This is a genomic window from Pseudomonas gregormendelii, from assembly GCF_017114825.1.
Lineage (GTDB): Bacteria > Pseudomonadota > Gammaproteobacteria > Pseudomonadales > Pseudomonadaceae > Aquipseudomonas > Aquipseudomonas gregormendelii.
In genome coordinates, this window is the sequence record NZ_JADEVO010000044.1 from 12042 (window position 1) to 29751 (window position 17710).

Below are 17710 nucleotides of genomic sequence, written 5' to 3' on the forward strand. Positions count from 1 at the left end.
GACAGTAATACCAATCAGTGCGGCGCTTCGGCAGCGTGGTTGAGCGAATACTTCGGAATCTCGACGGTGATGTCTTCTTCACCAACGATAGCCTGGCACGCCAGGCGCGATTGCGCTTCCAGACCCCAGGCGCGATCGAGGAAGTCTTCCTCCAGCTCGTCAGCCTCTTCCATCGAGTCAAAACCCTCGCGGATGATGCAGTGGCAGGTCGTGCAGGCACAGACGCCGCCGCAGGCGTTTTCCATCTCGATGTGGTGCTCGTGCGCCAGATCCAGGATGGAAGTACCCGGCTCAGCCTCGACCACCATGCCCTCCGGGCAAAATTTGTCGTGGGGCAGAAAAATGACCTGCGGCATCAGATATCCTCGATTTCATTCAGATTGCGCCCCGACAGAGCGGCTTTTACCGTCAAATCCATACGGCGGGCAGCAAAGGCATCGGTCACTTGCGACAGACGCTTGGTCTGCTGCTCGATGGCGTAACCATCGGTACCTTTCATCAGTTCGGTCAGTTCCTGAACCTGCATGTCGATGACCATGCGCTCTTCAGCGTCGAGCAGGCGCTCGCCATCGACCTCAAGGGCCGCCTGCACCGCCTCGATCAGGCGCTGGGCGTCGACCTGCTGCTCGCGCAGTACGCGGGCCACCTTGTCGTCATTGGCATGCTGGAACGAATCCTTGAGCATCTTGGCGATTTCGCCGTCGGTCAGGCCGTAGGACGGCTTGACCTGGATGCTGGCTTCCACGCCCGAACCCAATTCACGGGCCGAAACGCTGAGCAGGCCGTCAGCATCGACCTGGAAGGTCACGCGAATTTTCGCCGCACCCGCCACCATGGCCGGAATGCCGCGCAGCTCGAAGCGCGCCAGGGAACGGCAGTCGCTGATCAGCTCGCGCTCACCCTGCAGCACATGGATCGCCATGGCCGACTGGCCATCTTTGTAGGTTGTGAAGTCCTGGGCACGGGCAACGGGGATGGTGGTGTTACGCGGAATCACCTTCTCCATCAGGCCGCCCATGGTTTCCAGGCCCAGGGACAACGGAATCACGTCCAGCAGCAGCAACTCGCCGCCATCGCGCTTGTTGCCCGCCAGGGTATCGGCCTGGATCGCGGCACCGATGGCCACCACTTGATCCGGGTCGATTTCAGTCAGGGGCTGACGACCAAAGGCTTCGGCCACTGCTTCGCGAACTCGCGGCACACGAGTCGAACCGCCGACCATGACCACTGCGTGCACTTCTTCAAGCTCGATACCCGAGTCGCGCACCGCCCGGCGACAGGCTTTCAGGCTGCGAGCGACCATCGGCTCGATCAGCGCATTGAAGGCTTCACGGCTCAGTTCGGCTTTCCAGTCGCCATAGGTCACTTCAACCGATGCCGCATTGGTCAGCGCTTCCTTGGCCGCGCACGCGGTTTGCAGCAGGCTGCGTTGCGCACCCGGGTCGAGATCGGCAGACAAACCGGCGCTCTCGATGATCCAGCCGGCAATCGCGTGATCGAAGTCATCGCCGCCCAGGGCGCTGTCGCCACCGGTGGCCAGCACTTCAAACACACCACCGGTGAGGCGCAGAATCGAAATATCGAAGGTGCCGCCGCCCAGGTCATAAATGGCGACCAGGCCTTCGGCATGCTGATCCAGACCGTAGGCCACCGCAGCCGCCGTCGGCTCATTGAGCAGGCGCAGCACGTTAAGGCCGGCCAGCTTGGCCGCATCCTTGGTGGCCTGGCGCTGGGCATCATCGAAATAGGCTGGAACGGTAATCACCGCGCCGACCAGCTCGCCACCCAGGGCCGCCTCAGCGCGCTCGCGCAACACCTTGAGGATATCGGCAGAGACTTCAACCGGGCTTTTCGGCCCCTGGATCGTCTCGATGAACGGCATGTGCGACTCGCCACCGACAAAGCGGTAAGGCAGTTGGTCGCCCAGCTGCTTGACGTCGGACAGACCACGACCCATCAAGCGCTTGACCGACAGCACGGTGTTCAGGGGATCGGTGGCGGCAGCCAGCTTGGCCGACTCGCCCACTTCGACGCGGTCGGCGTGGTAGCGCACGGCGGACGGCAGGATGACCTGCCCGTCAGCATCGGCCAGGGGCTCGGAAAGACCACTGCGCAACGCAGCGACCAGCGAATTGGTAGTGCCCAAGTCGATCCCCACAGCCAGACGACGCTGGTGCGGTTGAGGACTTTGGCCGGGTTCGGCGATCTGCAGTAGGGCCATCGTTATCAGGACTTATCTGTATATCAGGCGTGCGACCGGAGCGGCACTGGGTTAATCGTCGAGGCGCTCTTCTAACTGGCGCACTTCGTAGGTGAGCTTGTCGAGAAACTGCATGCGTCGCATCAGGCGTTCGGCCTGATCACGCTGCGCTGCATCATCCCAACAGGCTGCGAAGCTTTGGTTCAGTTCATCCTGGGCGAGCTTCAGGCGGCGCTTGAACGCTGCAACACCGTCCATATCGGACAGGTCTTCGAGCTCTTCACGCAGCTCCATCTGCTGCAGGAGGAATTCCGGATCATGCACCGTGACCTCCAGCGGCAACTCGCGACCACCCATGGCGAGCAGGTATCGCGCGCGCTTCGGGGGGTTCTTGAGCGTCTGGTAGGCCTCGTTGAGGCTCGCGGATTGCTCCAGCGCCAGCCGCTGCTCGCGCTCGGAAGCGTCTGCAAAACGGTCCGGATGAACGCCACGCGCCAACTCACGGTAGCGCGTGGCCAACTGGTCGAGGTCCAGGTTGAAACTCGGCTGCAGCTCAAATAAAGCGAAATGACAAGGAGTACCCACGATCAGCCTCAGATATTGAAGCTTTCGCCGCAGCCACATTCACCGCGCACGTTGGGGTTGTTGAACTTGAAGCCTTCGTTCAACCCTTCCTTGACGAAGTCGAGTTCGGTGCCGTCCAGGTAGGACAGGCTCTTGGGGTCGATGATCACTTTCTCGCCGTGACTCTCGAACACCTGGTCCTCTGCAACCACCTCGTCGACAAACTCCAGCACGTAGGCAAGGCCGGAACAGCCCGTGGTGCGAACACCCAGACGAATCCCCTCACCTTTGCCGCGCCCGTCAAGGGAGCGTCGCACGTGTCGAGCAGCCGCTTCTGTCATGCTGATAGCCATCGTTGACTCCTTACTCGTCGCCCAATGCTTAGATCAAGCCTTTCTTCTGCTTGTAGTCGCGAACGGCCGCCTTGATGGCGTCTTCAGCGAGCACGGAGCAGTGAATTTTTACCGGTGGCAGCGCCAGCTCTTCAGCCAGCTGAGTGTTCTTGATGGTCTCTGCTTCATCCAGAGTCTTGCCTTTCATCCACTCGGTCGCCAGGGAGCTGGAGGCGATCGCCGAACCGCAACCGTAGGTCTTGAACTTGGCGTCTTCGATGATGCCTTGCTCGTTGACCTTGATCTGCAGGCGCATCACGTCGCCGCACGCCGGAGCGCCGACCATGCCGGTGCCGACATCAGGGTCTTCCGCGTCCATCTTGCCGACGTTGCGCGGGTTCTCGTAGTGGTCGATGACCTTTTCGCTGTAAGCCATGATTCTTAATCCTCACTCATCAGAGAGTCGCTCTTGAGCCCTGCTGCCCGAAGGTTGGCAGGGCCGGTTTGCGGCGACTTGAAATCAGTGTGCCGCCCACTCGATTTTCGAAATGTCGACACCGTCTTTGTACATGTCCCACAGCGGCGACAAGGTGCGCAGCTTGGTAACGGCCTCGCAGACTTTCTGCGCGGCGTAGTCGATTTCTTCTTCGGTGGTGAAACGACCGAAGGTGAAGCGAATCGAGCTGTGTGCCAGTTCGTCGTTGCGGCCCAGGGCGCGCAGTACGTACGAAGGCTCAAGGGATGCCGAGGTGCAGGCCGAACCGGACGAAACCGCCAGGTCCTTGAGCGCCATGATCAGCGACTCGCCTTCGACGTAGTTGAAGCTCAGGTTCAGGTTGTGCGGTACGCGGGCGGTCATGCTGCCGTTGACGTACAGCTCTTCCAGGCCTTCGACCTGTTTGAAGAAGCGGTCGCTCAGGGCTTTGATGCGCACGTTTTCGGCAGCCATGTCTTCCTTGGCTACGCGGAAGGCTTCACCCATGCCGACGATCTGGTGGGTCGCCAGGGTGCCGGAGCGCATGCCACGTTCGTGACCGCCGCCGTGCATGGTCGCTTCGATGCGCACACGCGGCTTGCGGCTGACGTACAGCGCGCCGATGCCTTTAGGGCCATAGGTCTTGTGCGCCGAGAACGACATCATGTCGACTTTGAGCTTCTGCAGGTCGATCTCGACCTTGCCAGTGGACTGAGCCGCGTCAACGTGGAACAGGATGCCCTTCGAACGCAGCAGTTCGCCGATGGCTTCGATGTCGTTGATGGTGCCGATTTCGTTGTTCACGTGCATGGCCGACACCAGGATGGTGTCGTCGCGCAGCGCTGCTTCAATCATGGCCGGCGTTACCAGACCGTCAGTCTGAGGCTCGAGATAGGTCACTTCGAAACCTTCACGCTCCAGTTGGCGCATGGTGTCGAGGACAGCCTTGTGCTCAATCTTGGTGGTGATCAGGTGCTTGCCCTTGGTCGCATAGAAATGCGCCGCGCCCTTGATTGCCAGGTTGTTGGACTCGGTGGCACCGGAGGTCCAGACGATTTCACGTGGGTCGGCATTCACCAGGTCGGCTACCTGACGGCGAGCGTTTTCGACCGACTCTTCGGCTTTCCAGCCAAACACGTGGGAACGGGACGCCGGGTTACCGAAGTTTCCGTCGACCAGCAGGCATTCACTCATCTTTTGCGCTACACGCGGATCAACCGGGGTGGTCGCAGAGTAATCAAGGTAAATCGGCAATTTCATGGACTATCTCCTAAATCAGGCTGGCTGGCGTGCCGCTAGCTCTTTGGCTGTCATTCGACGGCGGACGCTTCAATCTTGTCCAGGCGCGGCGCCTTGCTGTTGCAACGACGCTGGTCCTGACGCTGGGCTACTTCTTGTACCTCACGGCGAGTGACAAGATCAGCCAAGCTGATACCGCTCAGAAATTCGTGGATCTGCAAGCTCAAGTCGCACCACAGGTGGTGGGTCAGGCAGGTGTCGCCTTGATGGCAATCCCCTTGGCCCTGGCACTTGGTGGCGTCGACCGATTCGTTCACCGCATCGATCACCTGGGCCACCTGGATGCCCTGCATGTCGCGCGACAGCTGGTAGCCGCCGCCCGGACCGCGGACGCTGGAAACCAGGTTGCTACGACGCAGCTTGGCGAAAAGCTGCTCGAGGTAGGACAGGGAGATGCCTTGGCGCTCGGAGATATCGGCCAGGGACACCGGCCCGTGCTGCGCGTGCAACGCCAGGTCGAGCATGGCGGTCACGGCGTATCGGCCTTTTGTAGTCAGTCGCATGGACAATTACCACGGAGTTCGGAATGGGGCGAGTATGCAATTCCCGAGTATTTAAGTCAACTATAAGACCTAGTACTTTAGTCAGGATTACCCGCAAAAGGGCGGCGGTATCATAGCAGGGTATGCGGCGTAATGGCACACCGCTCGGCGCGGCCTCATTGGCTAAACGAGCCCGCCGTAGGAGCTGCCGAACGCGGCCCGAGCCTTCGGCAGCTCCTACAGGGGAATTAGCCAGCTTTGGTTTCGTCTTTGTCCTTCACACACGCGAAGTCTTCTTCACGCAGCTCAGGCAAATCCTTGGCGCAATAATTACTGCCCAGATCCTTCAGCGCGCCGCACATCCCCTCCAGGCGCCCATCCACTGCCTGCAGATGATCCAGCAACTGGTTGATGGCGCGAGCCACCGGGTCGGGCATGTCTTCGCCGACACCGTAGGCATCAAAGCCGATCTTCTCGGCCATCGCCTTGCGCCGGGCATCCTGCTCTTCATCGGTCTTGACGATGATGCGCCCCGGTATCCCCACCACTGTCGCGCCGGGCGGCACGGCCTTGGTCACCACGGCATTGGAACCCACCTTGGCCCCCGCGCCCACAGTGAACGGCCCCAGCACCTTGGCGCCGGCGCCAACCACCACGCCATCTTCCAGGGTCGGGTGACGCTTGCCCTTGTTCCAGCTGGTGCCACCCAGGGTAACGCCCTGGTACAGCGTGACATCGTTGCCGATCTCGGCAGTTTCACCAATGACGATGCCCATGCCGTGGTCGATAAAGAACCGACGCCCGACCTTGGCCCCCGGATGAATCTCGATACCGGTCAACCAGCGACCAAAGTTCGACACCAGCCGCGCCAGCCACTTCAGCTCGGCGCGCCATAGGGCCGCCGCCAGCCGATGAATCCAGATGGCGTGCATGCCCGGATAGCAGGTCAGGACTTCGAAGGCGTTGCGCGCTGCCGGATCACGATGGAAAACACTCTGGATATCTTCACGCAAACGCTCGAACATTTTTAATCCTTCCGCTTTAGAAGCTCACCACGGGCCGCTTTTTGGGTTTCCGTGAGGATGCCACGCAATATATTCATTTCCGCCCGGCTGACCGAGCTTCGTCCGTACAACCGACGCAGGCGCGCCATCAAGTGCCGCGGTTTTTCCGGATCGAGGAATTCGATGGCCACCAGGGTCTGCTCCAGGTGCTCATAGAATCGCTCCAGCTCATCCAAGGTCGCCAGCTCGCCACTTTTAGTGGAAGCCACCTCATCCTTCTCGACCTTGCTCGGCTGGCCTTGGGCCGCGAGCCAGGACATGCGCACTTCATAACTCAACACCTGCACCGCGGCCCCGAGGTTCAGCGAACTGAACTCAGGGTCTGATGGGATGTGCACGTGATAATGACATCGCTGCAGCTCTTCGTTGGTCAGGCCGGAATCTTCACGACCGAACACCAGGGCGATTTCGGCGCCCTGCCCGGCTTCCTCGACCACTTTCGTCCCGCATTCGCGCGGATCGAGCAGTGGCCAGGGGATGCGCCGGTCACGGGCGCTGGTGCCGAGCACCAGGTTGCAGCCCACCAGGGCGTCTTCCAGGGTGGCGACAACCTGGGCGTTTTCCAGGATATCCCCGGCGCCGGAAGCCCGGGCATCGGCCTCGTGGTGCGGGAACAACCGTGGTTCAACCAGCACCAGCCGCGACAGGCCCATGTTCTTCATGGCACGCGCAGCCCCGCCGATGTTCCCGGGATGGCTGGTATTGACCAGGACGACACGAATGTTTTGCAGCAAGGGAGGCGCTCTCGAACACAATAAAGGGGAGCCGAATCTTACAGCGCCTACTACCGTTAAGCTATGAAAGCGAACGTCGTCCTTCACCTGTAGAAACTTTCTGATAGAATGCCCGGCTTTCTTTAACAACCTTAGGTGACACATCCATGCAGCCCATGCTGAATATCGCGCTGCGCGCCGCCCGCAGCGCCAGTGAATTGATCTTCCGCTCCATCGAGCGCCTGGATACCATCAAGGTCGACGAAAAAGACGCCAAGGATTACGTATCTGAGGTGGATCGCGCCGCCGAGCAGAAAATCATCGACGCGCTGCGCAAGGCCTACCCGAATCACTCGATCATGGGTGAAGAAACCGGCATGCACGCCGGCACCGGTATCGAAGGCGAAGAGTACCTGTGGATCATCGATCCACTGGACGGCACCACCAACTTCCTGCGCGGCATCCCGCACTTTGCAGTCAGCATTGCCTGCAAATACCGTGGCCGCCTGGAACACGCAGTGGTTCTGGACCCGGTTCGCCAGGAAGAATTCACCGCCAGCCGTGGTCGCGGCGCCCAACTGAACGGTCGTCGCCTGCGCGTCAGCGGCCGCACCAGCCTGGACGGCGCCCTGCTGGGCACCGGCTTCCCGTTCCGTGATGACCAGATGGACAACCTCGACAACTACCTGGGCATGTTCCGCGCCCTGGTTGGCCAGACCGCCGGCATCCGCCGCGCCGGTTCGGCGAGCCTGGACCTGGCCTACGTGGCTGCCGGCCGTTTCGATGCGTTCTGGGAATCGGGCCTGTCCGAGTGGGACATGGCTGCAGGCGCCCTGCTGATTCAGGAAGCAGGCGGTTTGGTGAGCGACTTCACCGGCGGCCACGACTTCCTTGAAAAAGGCCACATCGTTGCCGGCAACACCAAGTGCTTCAAGGCAGTGCTGACGGCGATCCAGCCGCACCTGCCAGCCTCGCTGAAGCGCTAAGCTTCCAGCGACAAAAAAAGGCACCCCTCGGGGTGCTTTTTTATGCCCGGAACTTCACTCTTCAATTCACCACATACCCCTGTGGGAGCGGGCTTGCCCGCGAAGGCGGAGTGTCAGTCAGCGTCAATGCTTAATGAAATAACGCATAGCTGGCAAGCCCGCACACAGAGCGCGGTGGCTACCCAGCCACCCGTACAAACCCCGACTTCAGCCCAAACACCTCGACGCCGTGCGCAACAGACCGTCCCACCGTCACCGCGACACGCTGAGACAGCTGATTGTCGCCTTCCCGGTACTCGACGAAAAAGGCGCCCGCCTCTTCCTGGATTGCCCCCGGCGCCACCACGATCGCGCGGTCATTGCTGTAAGTGACAATGTGCAGGCGAGCGCTCATGCCCAGGCGTATCTCATGCTGACGGTCCGTTGCAATCGGGCTGATCGACAGGCTGATCGGGAACTGTGCAGCGCTGCCCGGATCATCGTCGGGCAATGCTATGCGGCTGACCACATCGACCACACCACTGAGTCGCTGACCAAAACCGTCACCCTCGATGTCTACTGCCTGCCCCGGCTGCAACTGGTTGACGTCCAGTTCGGACACCCTGCTGGCAATCTTTAACTGCTCAAGGTTGGCCAGGCCAAACATCGGCTGGCCTTTACCGACCTTACTACCGGCGTGCACGGAAGCGCCCGCGCCGGTTGAATCAGAATCGACCCCTATCGGCACGATCACACCGGCAAACGGCGCGCGGACGGTTTGCTCATCAAGCAACTTGCGCACAGCGTCATACTTGACCGTGGCATTACTCAACTCCATCTCGGCGATTTGCAGGAACTCACCCTCACCCTGCTCCAAGACTTGCTCGCGGTCCTCCCTGGCCGCCGCCAGGCCAATATCCAATGCCTGCACCTGTTGTTCGAGATCGTCCACTTCACTGCGCGAGATAATCCCACGCTCGAACAGGGTTCGGCTTTCAGTCAGTTTGCGTTGTGCATTACCCAGGGCCATTTGCGCAGCGCTCACGGCACGACGCGCACGCATCATCTGACTGCCGTTGCTCCAGTTTCGAAGCTCGGCTGCGGCACGCTGAGCCTTCAGTTTTGCCGCCAGCGCATCACGCAACTGCGTCTCGATCAATGCAGGGTCCATTTCCACCAGCACCTGACCGGCCTCGACCCGTGCTCCAGGCTCAACCAGGTAGCGCTTGATATCGCCCTCGAACGGCGCGGCCAGCGTGATGACCTGCTGCGGCTCAATCTTGCCGAGCAGGCCGATGCGCACCTTCAGCGGTGCTTCGCTGACCGCCAGCCACTGCTCGGCGGGCGCCTCGGCAACGTCTGATTGCAGGTAACCGCCAATCATCACGCCAACAAGACTCAATACCAGCGCCAGCACGATGCCCTGGTGCAGGCGCTTGCGTTGAAGGGAGGTTTTTTCAGTAGTCATTGAGTGCGATGTCCCAGCTTTCCAGAGTCATGCCCAACACCTGATCCAGCTGTGTCTGGGCATTGAGGTAGGCGATTCGAGCGTTGAGCAACGCGTTTTCACTGTTGCGCAAGTCGCTCTCGTAACTCAGCACCTGAAAGTTGCTGGAGCGTCCGACATTCAGCTTTTCGTGCTCGATCGCCAGCTTGCGCGTTGCCAGTTCGTGAGAGCGCTGGGCGATTTCATACTGCCGCCATCGCGTGCCCAGATCGCGGACCACGTCGCTAACGTCGCGCTCCAGTGCTTGATGGGCATCTTCAAGCAGCAATGCCTGGGTCTCCACGCCAACCTGAGCATTGACCCTGGACTGGCGCGAGGCAAGATCACCGACAGGGATCTGTAGGTGCACGCCAGCATAACTTTCCCAACTACGCGCCGACGTGCTGGTGCGTTCAAACCGGTCGCGCACCTGATTCGCCCCCGCCACCAGCGAAACGTCCCAGCGGGCCTGGTCCTTGGCAACCACCAGGTTGAGGTCCGCCTGCTGACTGCCCAGCAGCGTTGCCAGGTAGCGCGGCTGCTGGGCCCGGGCTAAACGCAGCGCGTCAATTTTGTCGATGTTGATCCGTGACACTTGCAGGGTTTCACTGGCATGAATCGGCGTCGACAAGTCGAGCGCCAACAAACGCAACAATGACAAGCGATCGGTATCCAGCTGGTTCTGCGCCTCTTCGACCTGTAGCTCCTGAGAGGCGATATCGGCTTCGGTCTGCACCGCGTCAAACGCAGCCATGCGCCCCGCGTCGATCAGCGCATTGTTCACGGCCAGCAACTGCCGGGCTCGCTCCAGCGCTTGCCGGGCAATGGTCAACTGCTCCTGGGACCTGAGCAACTGACGATAAGTGCTGATGATCTCGCTGATGGTGGACGACACGCTGCTCTTGAGGTTAAGGCGGTTGGCCTGCTCATTGAGCTGTGCCAGGCGTACGGGCGCGGTGGTGACCTCGCGGCCGGCACCGCGCAGCAAGGGCTGGATAATCGCCAGGTCCAGACCGTCGCTCCGATAGCGTCCGGAACCCAGACCACTCCCCTGCTCCTGCTTCCAGCCCAGGGTTGTGCGGGTCCCGTATTCACTCAACCAGTCGGTGGTCGGGCCCATCGTGGCGGTTTGCTTGCGGTCACTGGAGCCTTTGGCGCTCGTGTAGTTGGCGTTAAGGGTCAGCTTTGGCTTGAATGTATCCTCCGACACCCGCAGGTCAAATTTTTGCGCCACCCGCTGCAAATAAGCACTACGGATCTCGCGATTGCTGCGCAGGCCCAGGTACACCGCGTCGGCCAAGGTCAATTCAGTTGCCTGCTTGCCCAACATGAACGCGCTGGCGCTGGCACCCTGCACCGTAGGATGGGATACCTGATCAACAATGTTGGCCAGGCTGTGCTGACTGGCCGAGCACAGAAGAACAAGGGCCAACGGACGCCAGTTATTCATCGCGCAGTGCCTCCACCGGTTGCAAGCGCGCGGCTGAAAGTGCCGGGTAGAGGCCGAAGAACAAACCGACCAACAAGGTGCTGGCGCTACCGAGCAACACTGCAGCAGGTGACAGGTAGAACTCCCAGCCGACCACGCTGGCATGAACCCAGGCACCGACGACGCCGAGCACCACCCCCAGCAGGGCGCCCGCGGCGGTCAACGCCATGGCTTCGAGCAGGAACAGATTGCGGATATCGACGCGGCGCGCACCCAGGGCAATACGTACACCGATCTCCCGCCGGCGCTGCGAGACATTCATCAGCATCACATTCATGATGCCCACCCCCGCGCCGATCAGTGAAGTGATGCCCAGGGCCATCAGCAGATACGCAAAGGTACGCGTCTGGTTTTTCATCCCTTCGATGATTTGCTCAGGCACTTCGACCTGTATTTGCTGACCGGGAAACTGCAACTGCAGGGCTGGTGTAAGCTGCTCGGCGGCGCGGGCAACATCCTGCCCGGGCGCCACGCGAGCAATAATGTTGCTGATGTCTGCGGACTGCCCCAGACGCACCAAACCCTGGAACGACAGGAAAAGGGTTCGGTCTACCGACACCGGGACAATAGGCGAAACCAGCTGACGCTGCACAATGCCAATCACCGTAAACAGGTAGCCATCCAGCTGGACCTGGTCGCCCGTTCCAACAGGGTGGTCGGCGGTACCCAGGTCCCGGGCGAGCCGATGCCCGAGCACGACCAAGGTTTCAGCCTCATCAAACCGTGAGAAAAAACGACCCTCGTCCATAAGCATGCGCATGGTGGCGGCAAATTCCGGAGTGACGGCGGCCAGTGACGCGTATTGCCTGCGACCGTCGAACGCCACTTCCTTGCCGCTAGACGAGATGGGCGCAATGAAGGTGAGCGTGGGCACCGCAGCTCGCAGCGCCTGCACATTTAAGTCGGGACGCACCGCTTGTGTCGAGTCCGCGCGGGCAAGGCTCACACTGAGCATATCGACCCCCATTTCCTTGAAGATTGCGACGGCATTTTCCGCGGCGTTATGACCGAGGTTGATCATCGCCACCACCGAAGCGCTGCCAATGGCGATACCCAGCAACGCCAGGAATGAACGACGGCTGTGGGTCTGCAAACTGAAGAGTGCGTCGCGCAACAACTGGCGGTAGCTCAGGTGAGTATTCAATGCGAAGTGCATGGGCGCCCTGCTTCACTGACCGAGCCGTTCTCGACCAGGATCTGGCGGCTCATCTGCGCAGCGATTGACGGCGCATGCGTGACCACCACCAGCGTGGTTTGCTGCTCGCGATTGATCGTCAGCAACAGGTCGATGATTTCCTGGGCAGTATCGGTGTCGAGGTTGCCCGTGGGTTCATCGGCAAGAATCAGTCGCGGCTCACCGACCAACGCCCGGGCGATGGCCACGCGCTGGCGCTGCCCACCGGACAGGTCGGCAGGGCGAAAATGACTGCGCTGTGTCAGCCCCACCAAATCGAGTAGATGCTGAGCCCGCTCCAACGCCTCGCGCCGCGGTACGCCACGATAGTTCAGGGGCAGCGCGACATTTTCCAGCGCCGTGAAGTGCGCCAGTAAATTAAAGCTCTGGAAGACGAAGCCAATTTGTTGGTTGCGCAGGGCCGCCAGTTGCGAGTGATTCAAATCAGCCACTCGTTGATTGGCGATAAAGTAGTCTCCGCTATCGGGTAAATCCAGCAGGCCTAGAATATTCAACAAAGTGCTTTTGCCCGACCCCGACGAGCCTAGAATCGCGCAACTTGCTCCTAACTGTATCTTCAAAGAGATACTCTCGAGGATGTTATGGGCCTGGCCACCGCGCCAGTATTGTCTGCTAATACCGCTGAGCACGATAAATGCTTGGCGGTCATCGGGGGCAAAAGCAATGGGAGACATGTTCATCTTGGGGGAGTTGAACCGAGGGAGTCAAAAGCATGAGGCGTCCATGACAGCTCGGACGCCGATCATTTAAGCGCGCCTCACCACAGGTGAAGCCCACTGCGTTGGATGAGTGCTTATTTACGGAGTAGTACAGTGGTGCTACATGTAGCGTCATTGACGAGAAAATGCAGGCAGTTGGATCTTACGACGCCATAATTAAAATGCGAGAAAGATCGGGGCACGCATAGTGAACATACCCCTTACCAAGCAAGAAAAACATTAATTGGGCACATGGAATCTTAGATCACACCATGGGTCCGGGCCCGCTTTATCAAAAGTAAATATGGCTCTAAGTAATACAGAGGGCGTCACTCCCTGAGTCGCACGCACAGTAGCACTTACATCTGTAAAGTTGAGCTGCCCATCCTGCTTCATAGAATCTGGCGATTTAGTTTCGGCGGAATTATTTCCAGCCTCTACAATGGATAAATCCAAATTAGCTTTATTCCCGCCTTTCTGCCCATTACTTTTTGTAATCCTATATTGATGAAGAGTAACTGTCCATTCTTGATAATCACCCACAGCCCTCAATACAGCAAGCGCCTTTACCCAACCAGAGAAATTCCCAACACTGCATGTACCTTCCACTGTTTTATTGATAATCAAACCGTTATCGGGAGCAGCTTGAGCGGACACTGAAAAAAACGTCAGGCATGCAACTGAAGCCCCGACACACAACGTTTTTCTAGCAAAATTAAACATCACTCCCTCCATAGAAAATCAGAAAAATCCATTTCACCACCCGAGCGCATTAATAACTTTCAGCATAAAAATCAAGCCCAGGCAAGAATGGCTACTTATCTATTCTTGTCAGCATGGTTATTTAACGCCTAAAAACAATATTAATGACAAAAAAAACTACAACAATAGGAATTTTCCTATATTGATTTGAGCACTCCGAACTTTTCGCCATGACAGTATAGAAAAGCATCCTTCCAAGACTGTATGAATACCTAGCTTTCTGCGAATGCGTCACAAGAAAATTCCCCGTATCGAAAGACACGCAGCATTTTTCGTTATGGCTTACACCCAAGGAGCGTCTTGCAGTGGGGCAAGCTTATTTCCGGTCTCGACTTGGCGGCGATCGATGTCGAGCATATGTTCATTTTGGGAATGATCGAATTAGAGGAGTCAACATGATGAGGCTCCACGACAAATCGGTGCCACCGGGATAAGAGGCATTGCCAAAATAGCGGGCGCAAAAAAGCACCCCGCAGGGCGCTTTTTGATAAAACGGTCGGCGCTTACTGAGCCGGTTCGTTCTGTGACAGCACCAGCTTGCCTTCCTTATCCACCGGAATCTGGTTGCCCGGATCGCGATCCATCCGCACCTTGCCTTCCTTGCCGTCCAGCGAATAACGGACGTCGTAGCCTACGACCTTGTCGCTGATGTCATTCACCGTGTTACAGCGAGTCTGGGTGGTGGTATAGGTATCGCGGTTCTGCATACCTTCCTGCACTTTGTTACCGGCATAACCGCCGCCCACGGCGCCAGCTACGGTGGCGATCTTCTTGCCGGTGCCGCCGCCGACCTGATTACCCAGCAAACCACCGGCCACTGCGCCAATGGCGGTACCGAGGATCTGATGTTGATCCTTGACCGGCGCCTGGCGGGTCACGGCCACGTCCTTGCACACTTCACGTGGCGTCTTGATCTGTTTCTTGACCGGGTCAACGGCTAGAACTTGCGCATACTCAGGGCCGCTTTTAACCAGGCTGTAGGTGGCAACAGCACCTCCGGCAGTCACACCGACAGCACCCAATACCGCACCAACCAGCAACGACTTGTTCACTTGAACCTCCTGACCATCATAGGCGGGACAACGCCCGCGCTTCTCCCAGCCTTGGAGCATAAAAAAAGGCGCGAGTTCAATACTCGCGCCTTTTAGGCCGACAGCTGGAAGACGAAAGCCGTTATGGGCGGTCGTCGACTTCCTTATCGGTAGCCACTGGAGGAATCAGATCCTCAGTGCTCAGGTTCAGCCAGATCAGCACCACGTTAGCGATGTAGATCGACGAGTAGGTACCCGCCAGAACACCGATAAACAGCGCAATGGAGAAGCCCCACAGGTTGTCACCGCCGAAGAACAACAGCGCCGCAATCGCCAGCAACGTGGAGATCGAAGTAGCCATGGTCCGCAGCAGGGTCTGGGTGGTCGAGATGTTGATGTTCTCGATCAGCGTCGCCTTGCGCAGCACCCGGAAGTTCTCTCGAACCCGGTCGAATACCACGATGGTGTCGTTGAGCGAGTAACCAATGATCGCCAGCACCGCCGCCAGTACCGTCAGGTCGAAGGTGATCTGGAAGAACGACAGGATACCGATGGTCACGATCACGTCGTGGATCAGCGAAACAATGGCGCCGACCGCGAACTTCCACTGAAAGCGGAAGGCCAGGTAGATCAGGATGCCGCCGAGCGCCATCAGCATGCCTAGGCCGCCCTGGTCGCGCAGTTCTTCACCGACCTGCGGGCCGACAAACTCGACTCGCTTGACCGCCGCCGGGTTGTCGCCGCCAACCTTCAGCAGCGCTTCAGCGACCTGATGCCCCAGCTGCGGGTCTTCACCCGGCATCCGCACCAGCAAATCGGTAGTTGCACCGAAGCTCTGCACGATGGCGTCGTGATAACCCGAGGCAACCAGCTGCTCGCGCACCTTGGTGACATCGGCCGGATGCTCGTAGGTCAGCTCGATGAGCGTACCGCCGGTGAAGTCCAGGCCCCAGTTCATGCCCTTGGTCGCAACACTGAACAAGGCCAGCAACGTGAGGAACAATGTGACGCCGAACGCAACGTTGCGAACGCCCATGAAGTTGATTGTACGTAACATGGCAGCCCCTTAAATCCACAACTTCTTGAAGTCACGACCGCCGAAGATCAGGTTGACCATCGCGCGGGTCACCATGATGGCCGTGAACATCGAGGTAAAGATCCCGAGGGACATGGTCACTGCGAAGCCCTTGACCGGGCCTGTGCCCATGGCGAAGAGAATCCCGCCGACCAGCAACGTCGTCAGGTTGGCGTCGAGAATCGCAGTGAATGCCCGGCCGAAGCCTTCGTTGATTGCCCGCTGGATGGTCATGCCCGCCGCAATCTCTTCACGAATCCGCGAGAAGATCAGCACGTTGGCGTCAACCGCCATACCCATGGTCAATACGATACCGGCGATACCCGGCAGGGTCAGCGTAGCACCCAGCAGCGACATCAGCGCCAGCAGCAACACCATGTTCACTGCCAGAGCGACGGTGGCGATGATGCCGAAGAAGCGGTAGATGGCGATGATGAACAGCGAGACAAACAGCATGCCCCACAGCGACGCATCGATACCCTTGGTGATGTTGTCCGCACCCAGGCTCGGGCCGATGGTGCGCTCTTCCGCGAAGTACATCGGGGCAGCCAGGCCACCGGCACGCAGCAGCAGTGCCAGCTCGGAGGACTCGCCCTGGCCGTTCAGGCCGGTGATACGGAACTGAGCACCCAGTGGCGACTGGATGGTCGCCAGGCTGATGATCTTCTTCTCTTCCTTGAAGGTCTGCACCGCCACGTCTTTCTCGACGCCGTCGACCACTTGCTTGGTGTAAGTGGTAACAGGACGCTGCTCGATGAAGATCACCGCCATGCTGCGACCGACATTGTTACGGGTCGCACGGCTCATCAGCTCGCCACCGTGGCCATCCAGGCGGATGTTCACTTCTGGCGTACCTTGCTCGCCGAAGCCAGCCTTGGCGTCAGTCACCTGGTCACCGGTGATGATCAGGCTACGCTCGATCTGTGCCGACGGACGATTGCCTTCACGGAACTCGAACGTTTCCGAAGTGGCTTTCGAAGCGCCCGGCTCTGCAGCCAGACGGAACTCGAGGTTGGCCGTCTTGCCCAGGATACGCTTGGCTTCAGCCGTGTCCTGCACGCCTGGCAGCTCAACCACGATGCGGTTGGCGCCCTGGCGCTGCACGATCGGTTCGGCAACACCCAGCTCGTTGACGCGGTTACGTACCGTGGTCAAGTTCTGCTTGATGGAGTATTCGCGGATTTCCGCCAGCTTGGCCGGGGTCATCGCCAGACGCAGCACCGCCTGACCATTGAGGTCGGCCGGAACAATATCGAAATCGTTGAAGTTCTTGCGGATCAGTGCACGGGCCTGCTCGCGGGCAGCTTCATCAGTGAAACCCAGCTGAATGGCACCGTTGAGTTGCGGCAGGCTGCGATAGCGCAGCTTCTCTTTGCGCAACAGGCTCTTGACGTCGCCTTCGTAGACTTTCAGGCGGGCATCGAGGGCTTTGTCCATGTCCACTTCCAGCAGGAAGTGCACACCACCGGACAAGTCCAGACCCAGCTTCATCGGGTGCGCGCCCAGGCTGCGCAGCCATTGCGGGGTGGTTTGTGCCAGGTTCAGTGCAACGACATAGTCATCACCCAACGCCTTGCGCACAACGTCCTTGGCCGGCAGTTGGTCTTCAGCCTTGACCAGGCGAATCAGACCGCCCTTGCCACCTGCCGTCAGCGAGGTCGCCTTGACGTTGATCCCGGATGCCTTGAGCGCAGCGCTCACTCGATCCAGATCAGCCTGATTGACCTGCAGCGCAGTGCTTGCACCGCTGACCTGAATGGCCGGGTCATCAGGATAAAGATTGGGAGCGGAATAAATCAGACCGACCGCCAGCACCGCCAGGATCAGAATGTATTTCCACAGAGGGTATTTGTTCAGCATCACGCCGCCCGCTTATGACG

At 59.2% G+C, this 17710-nt stretch carries 18 protein-coding genes; 1 reads left to right on the forward strand and 17 read right to left on the reverse strand.

Going from position 1 to position 17710, the window contains the following annotated elements; all coding sequences use genetic code 11:
• Positions 1–14: 14 nt before the first annotated feature.
• The 9 genes from fdx to trmJ all read right to left on the reverse strand — a co-directional run bounded on the left by fdx (position 15) and on the right by trmJ (position 7150).
• Positions 15–356 carry an ISC system 2Fe-2S type ferredoxin gene (gene fdx, locus IMW75_RS23105; protein ID WP_045057720.1) on the reverse strand — a complete coding sequence of 114 codons (342 nt, stop codon included), beginning with the start codon at positions 354–356 and terminating at the stop codon, positions 15–17.
• Positions 356–2221: a Fe-S protein assembly chaperone HscA gene (gene hscA, locus IMW75_RS23110; RefSeq protein WP_205893870.1), complete on the reverse strand. Its 1866-nt coding sequence runs from the start codon at positions 2219–2221 to the stop codon at positions 356–358. The genes fdx and hscA overlap by 1 nt, the downstream gene beginning before the upstream one ends.
• 51 nt (positions 2222–2272) lie before the next feature.
• Complete coding sequence (gene hscB, locus IMW75_RS23115; protein ID WP_205893871.1) at positions 2273–2785, reverse strand: co-chaperone HscB; 513 nt, start codon at positions 2783–2785, stop codon at positions 2273–2275.
• 8 nt (positions 2786–2793) lie between these two features.
• Entirely contained in the window at positions 2794–3117 is a 324-nt protein-coding gene (gene iscA / locus IMW75_RS23120; protein WP_028620147.1) for an iron-sulfur cluster assembly protein IscA, read from the reverse strand.
• A 28-nt stretch (positions 3118–3145) separates the two neighbouring features.
• The gene (gene iscU, locus IMW75_RS23125) at positions 3146–3532 is read right to left on the reverse strand and encodes a Fe-S cluster assembly scaffold IscU (RefSeq protein ID WP_003443374.1); all 387 of its coding nucleotides are present in this window, start codon (positions 3530–3532) and stop codon (positions 3146–3148) included.
• A gap of 84 nt (positions 3533–3616) precedes the next feature.
• Entirely contained in the window at positions 3617–4831 is a 1215-nt protein-coding gene (locus IMW75_RS23130; protein WP_045057717.1) for an IscS subfamily cysteine desulfurase, read from the reverse strand.
• Positions 4832–4881: 50 nt separating this feature from the next.
• The gene (gene iscR, locus IMW75_RS23135) at positions 4882–5373 is read right to left on the reverse strand and encodes a Fe-S cluster assembly transcriptional regulator IscR (protein WP_007903581.1); all 492 of its coding nucleotides are present in this window, start codon (positions 5371–5373) and stop codon (positions 4882–4884) included.
• Positions 5374–5600: 227 nt separating this feature from the next.
• On the reverse strand, positions 5601–6377 hold the full coding sequence (gene cysE, locus IMW75_RS23140) for a serine O-acetyltransferase (protein WP_205893872.1): 777 nt from the start codon (positions 6375–6377) through the stop codon (positions 5601–5603).
• A gap of 2 nt (positions 6378–6379) precedes the next feature.
• Positions 6380–7150, reverse strand: a complete 771-nt coding sequence (gene trmJ, locus IMW75_RS23145; RefSeq protein ID WP_205893873.1) for a tRNA (cytosine(32)/uridine(32)-2'-O)-methyltransferase TrmJ — start codon at positions 7148–7150, stop codon at positions 6380–6382.
• A gap of 146 nt (positions 7151–7296) precedes the next feature.
• On the opposite strand from trmJ, the gene suhB reads away from it, so the two are divergent.
• The gene (suhB, locus tag IMW75_RS23150; protein WP_008014726.1) at positions 7297–8115 is read left to right on the forward strand and encodes a type III secretion system regulator SuhB; all 819 of its coding nucleotides are present in this window, start codon (positions 7297–7299) and stop codon (positions 8113–8115) included.
• A 178-nt stretch (positions 8116–8293) separates the two neighbouring features.
• Here suhB and IMW75_RS23155 read toward each other — a convergent pair whose 3' ends face one another.
• The 8 genes from IMW75_RS23155 to secD form a co-directional block, all read right to left on the reverse strand.
• Positions 8294–9562 carry an efflux RND transporter periplasmic adaptor subunit gene (locus tag IMW75_RS23155; protein ID WP_205893874.1) on the reverse strand — a complete coding sequence of 423 codons (1269 nt, stop codon included), beginning with the start codon at positions 9560–9562 and terminating at the stop codon, positions 8294–8296.
• Positions 9552–11030, reverse strand: coding sequence for a TolC family protein (locus tag IMW75_RS23160; RefSeq protein ID WP_205893875.1), 1479 nt, complete (start codon positions 11028–11030; stop codon positions 9552–9554). Before IMW75_RS23160 ends, IMW75_RS23155 begins: the two co-directional genes overlap by 11 nt.
• On the reverse strand, positions 11023–12225 hold the full coding sequence (locus IMW75_RS23165; protein WP_205893876.1) for an ABC transporter permease: 1203 nt from the start codon (positions 12223–12225) through the stop codon (positions 11023–11025). Before IMW75_RS23165 ends, IMW75_RS23160 begins: the two co-directional genes overlap by 8 nt.
• Entirely contained in the window at positions 12210–12944 is a 735-nt protein-coding gene (locus tag IMW75_RS23170; RefSeq protein WP_237142319.1) for an ABC transporter ATP-binding protein, read from the reverse strand. Before IMW75_RS23170 ends, IMW75_RS23165 begins: the two co-directional genes overlap by 16 nt.
• A 258-nt stretch (positions 12945–13202) precedes the next feature.
• Positions 13203–13685 (reverse strand): hypothetical protein, encoded by a 483-nt coding sequence (locus IMW75_RS23175; RefSeq protein ID WP_205893877.1) that lies wholly within the window; start codon positions 13683–13685, stop codon positions 13203–13205.
• Positions 13686–14227: 542 nt separating this feature from the next.
• Positions 14228–14776, reverse strand: a complete 549-nt coding sequence (locus tag IMW75_RS23180; RefSeq protein ID WP_045061576.1) for a glycine zipper 2TM domain-containing protein — start codon at positions 14774–14776, stop codon at positions 14228–14230.
• 121 nt (positions 14777–14897) lie between these two features.
• Positions 14898–15812 (reverse strand): protein translocase subunit SecF, encoded by a 915-nt coding sequence (gene secF, locus IMW75_RS23185; RefSeq protein ID WP_045061577.1) that lies wholly within the window; start codon positions 15810–15812, stop codon positions 14898–14900.
• Between the two features lie 9 nt (positions 15813–15821).
• Complete coding sequence (gene secD / locus IMW75_RS23190; protein WP_045061578.1) at positions 15822–17690, reverse strand: protein translocase subunit SecD; 1869 nt, start codon at positions 17688–17690, stop codon at positions 15822–15824.
• Positions 17691–17710: the final 20 nt, after the last annotated feature.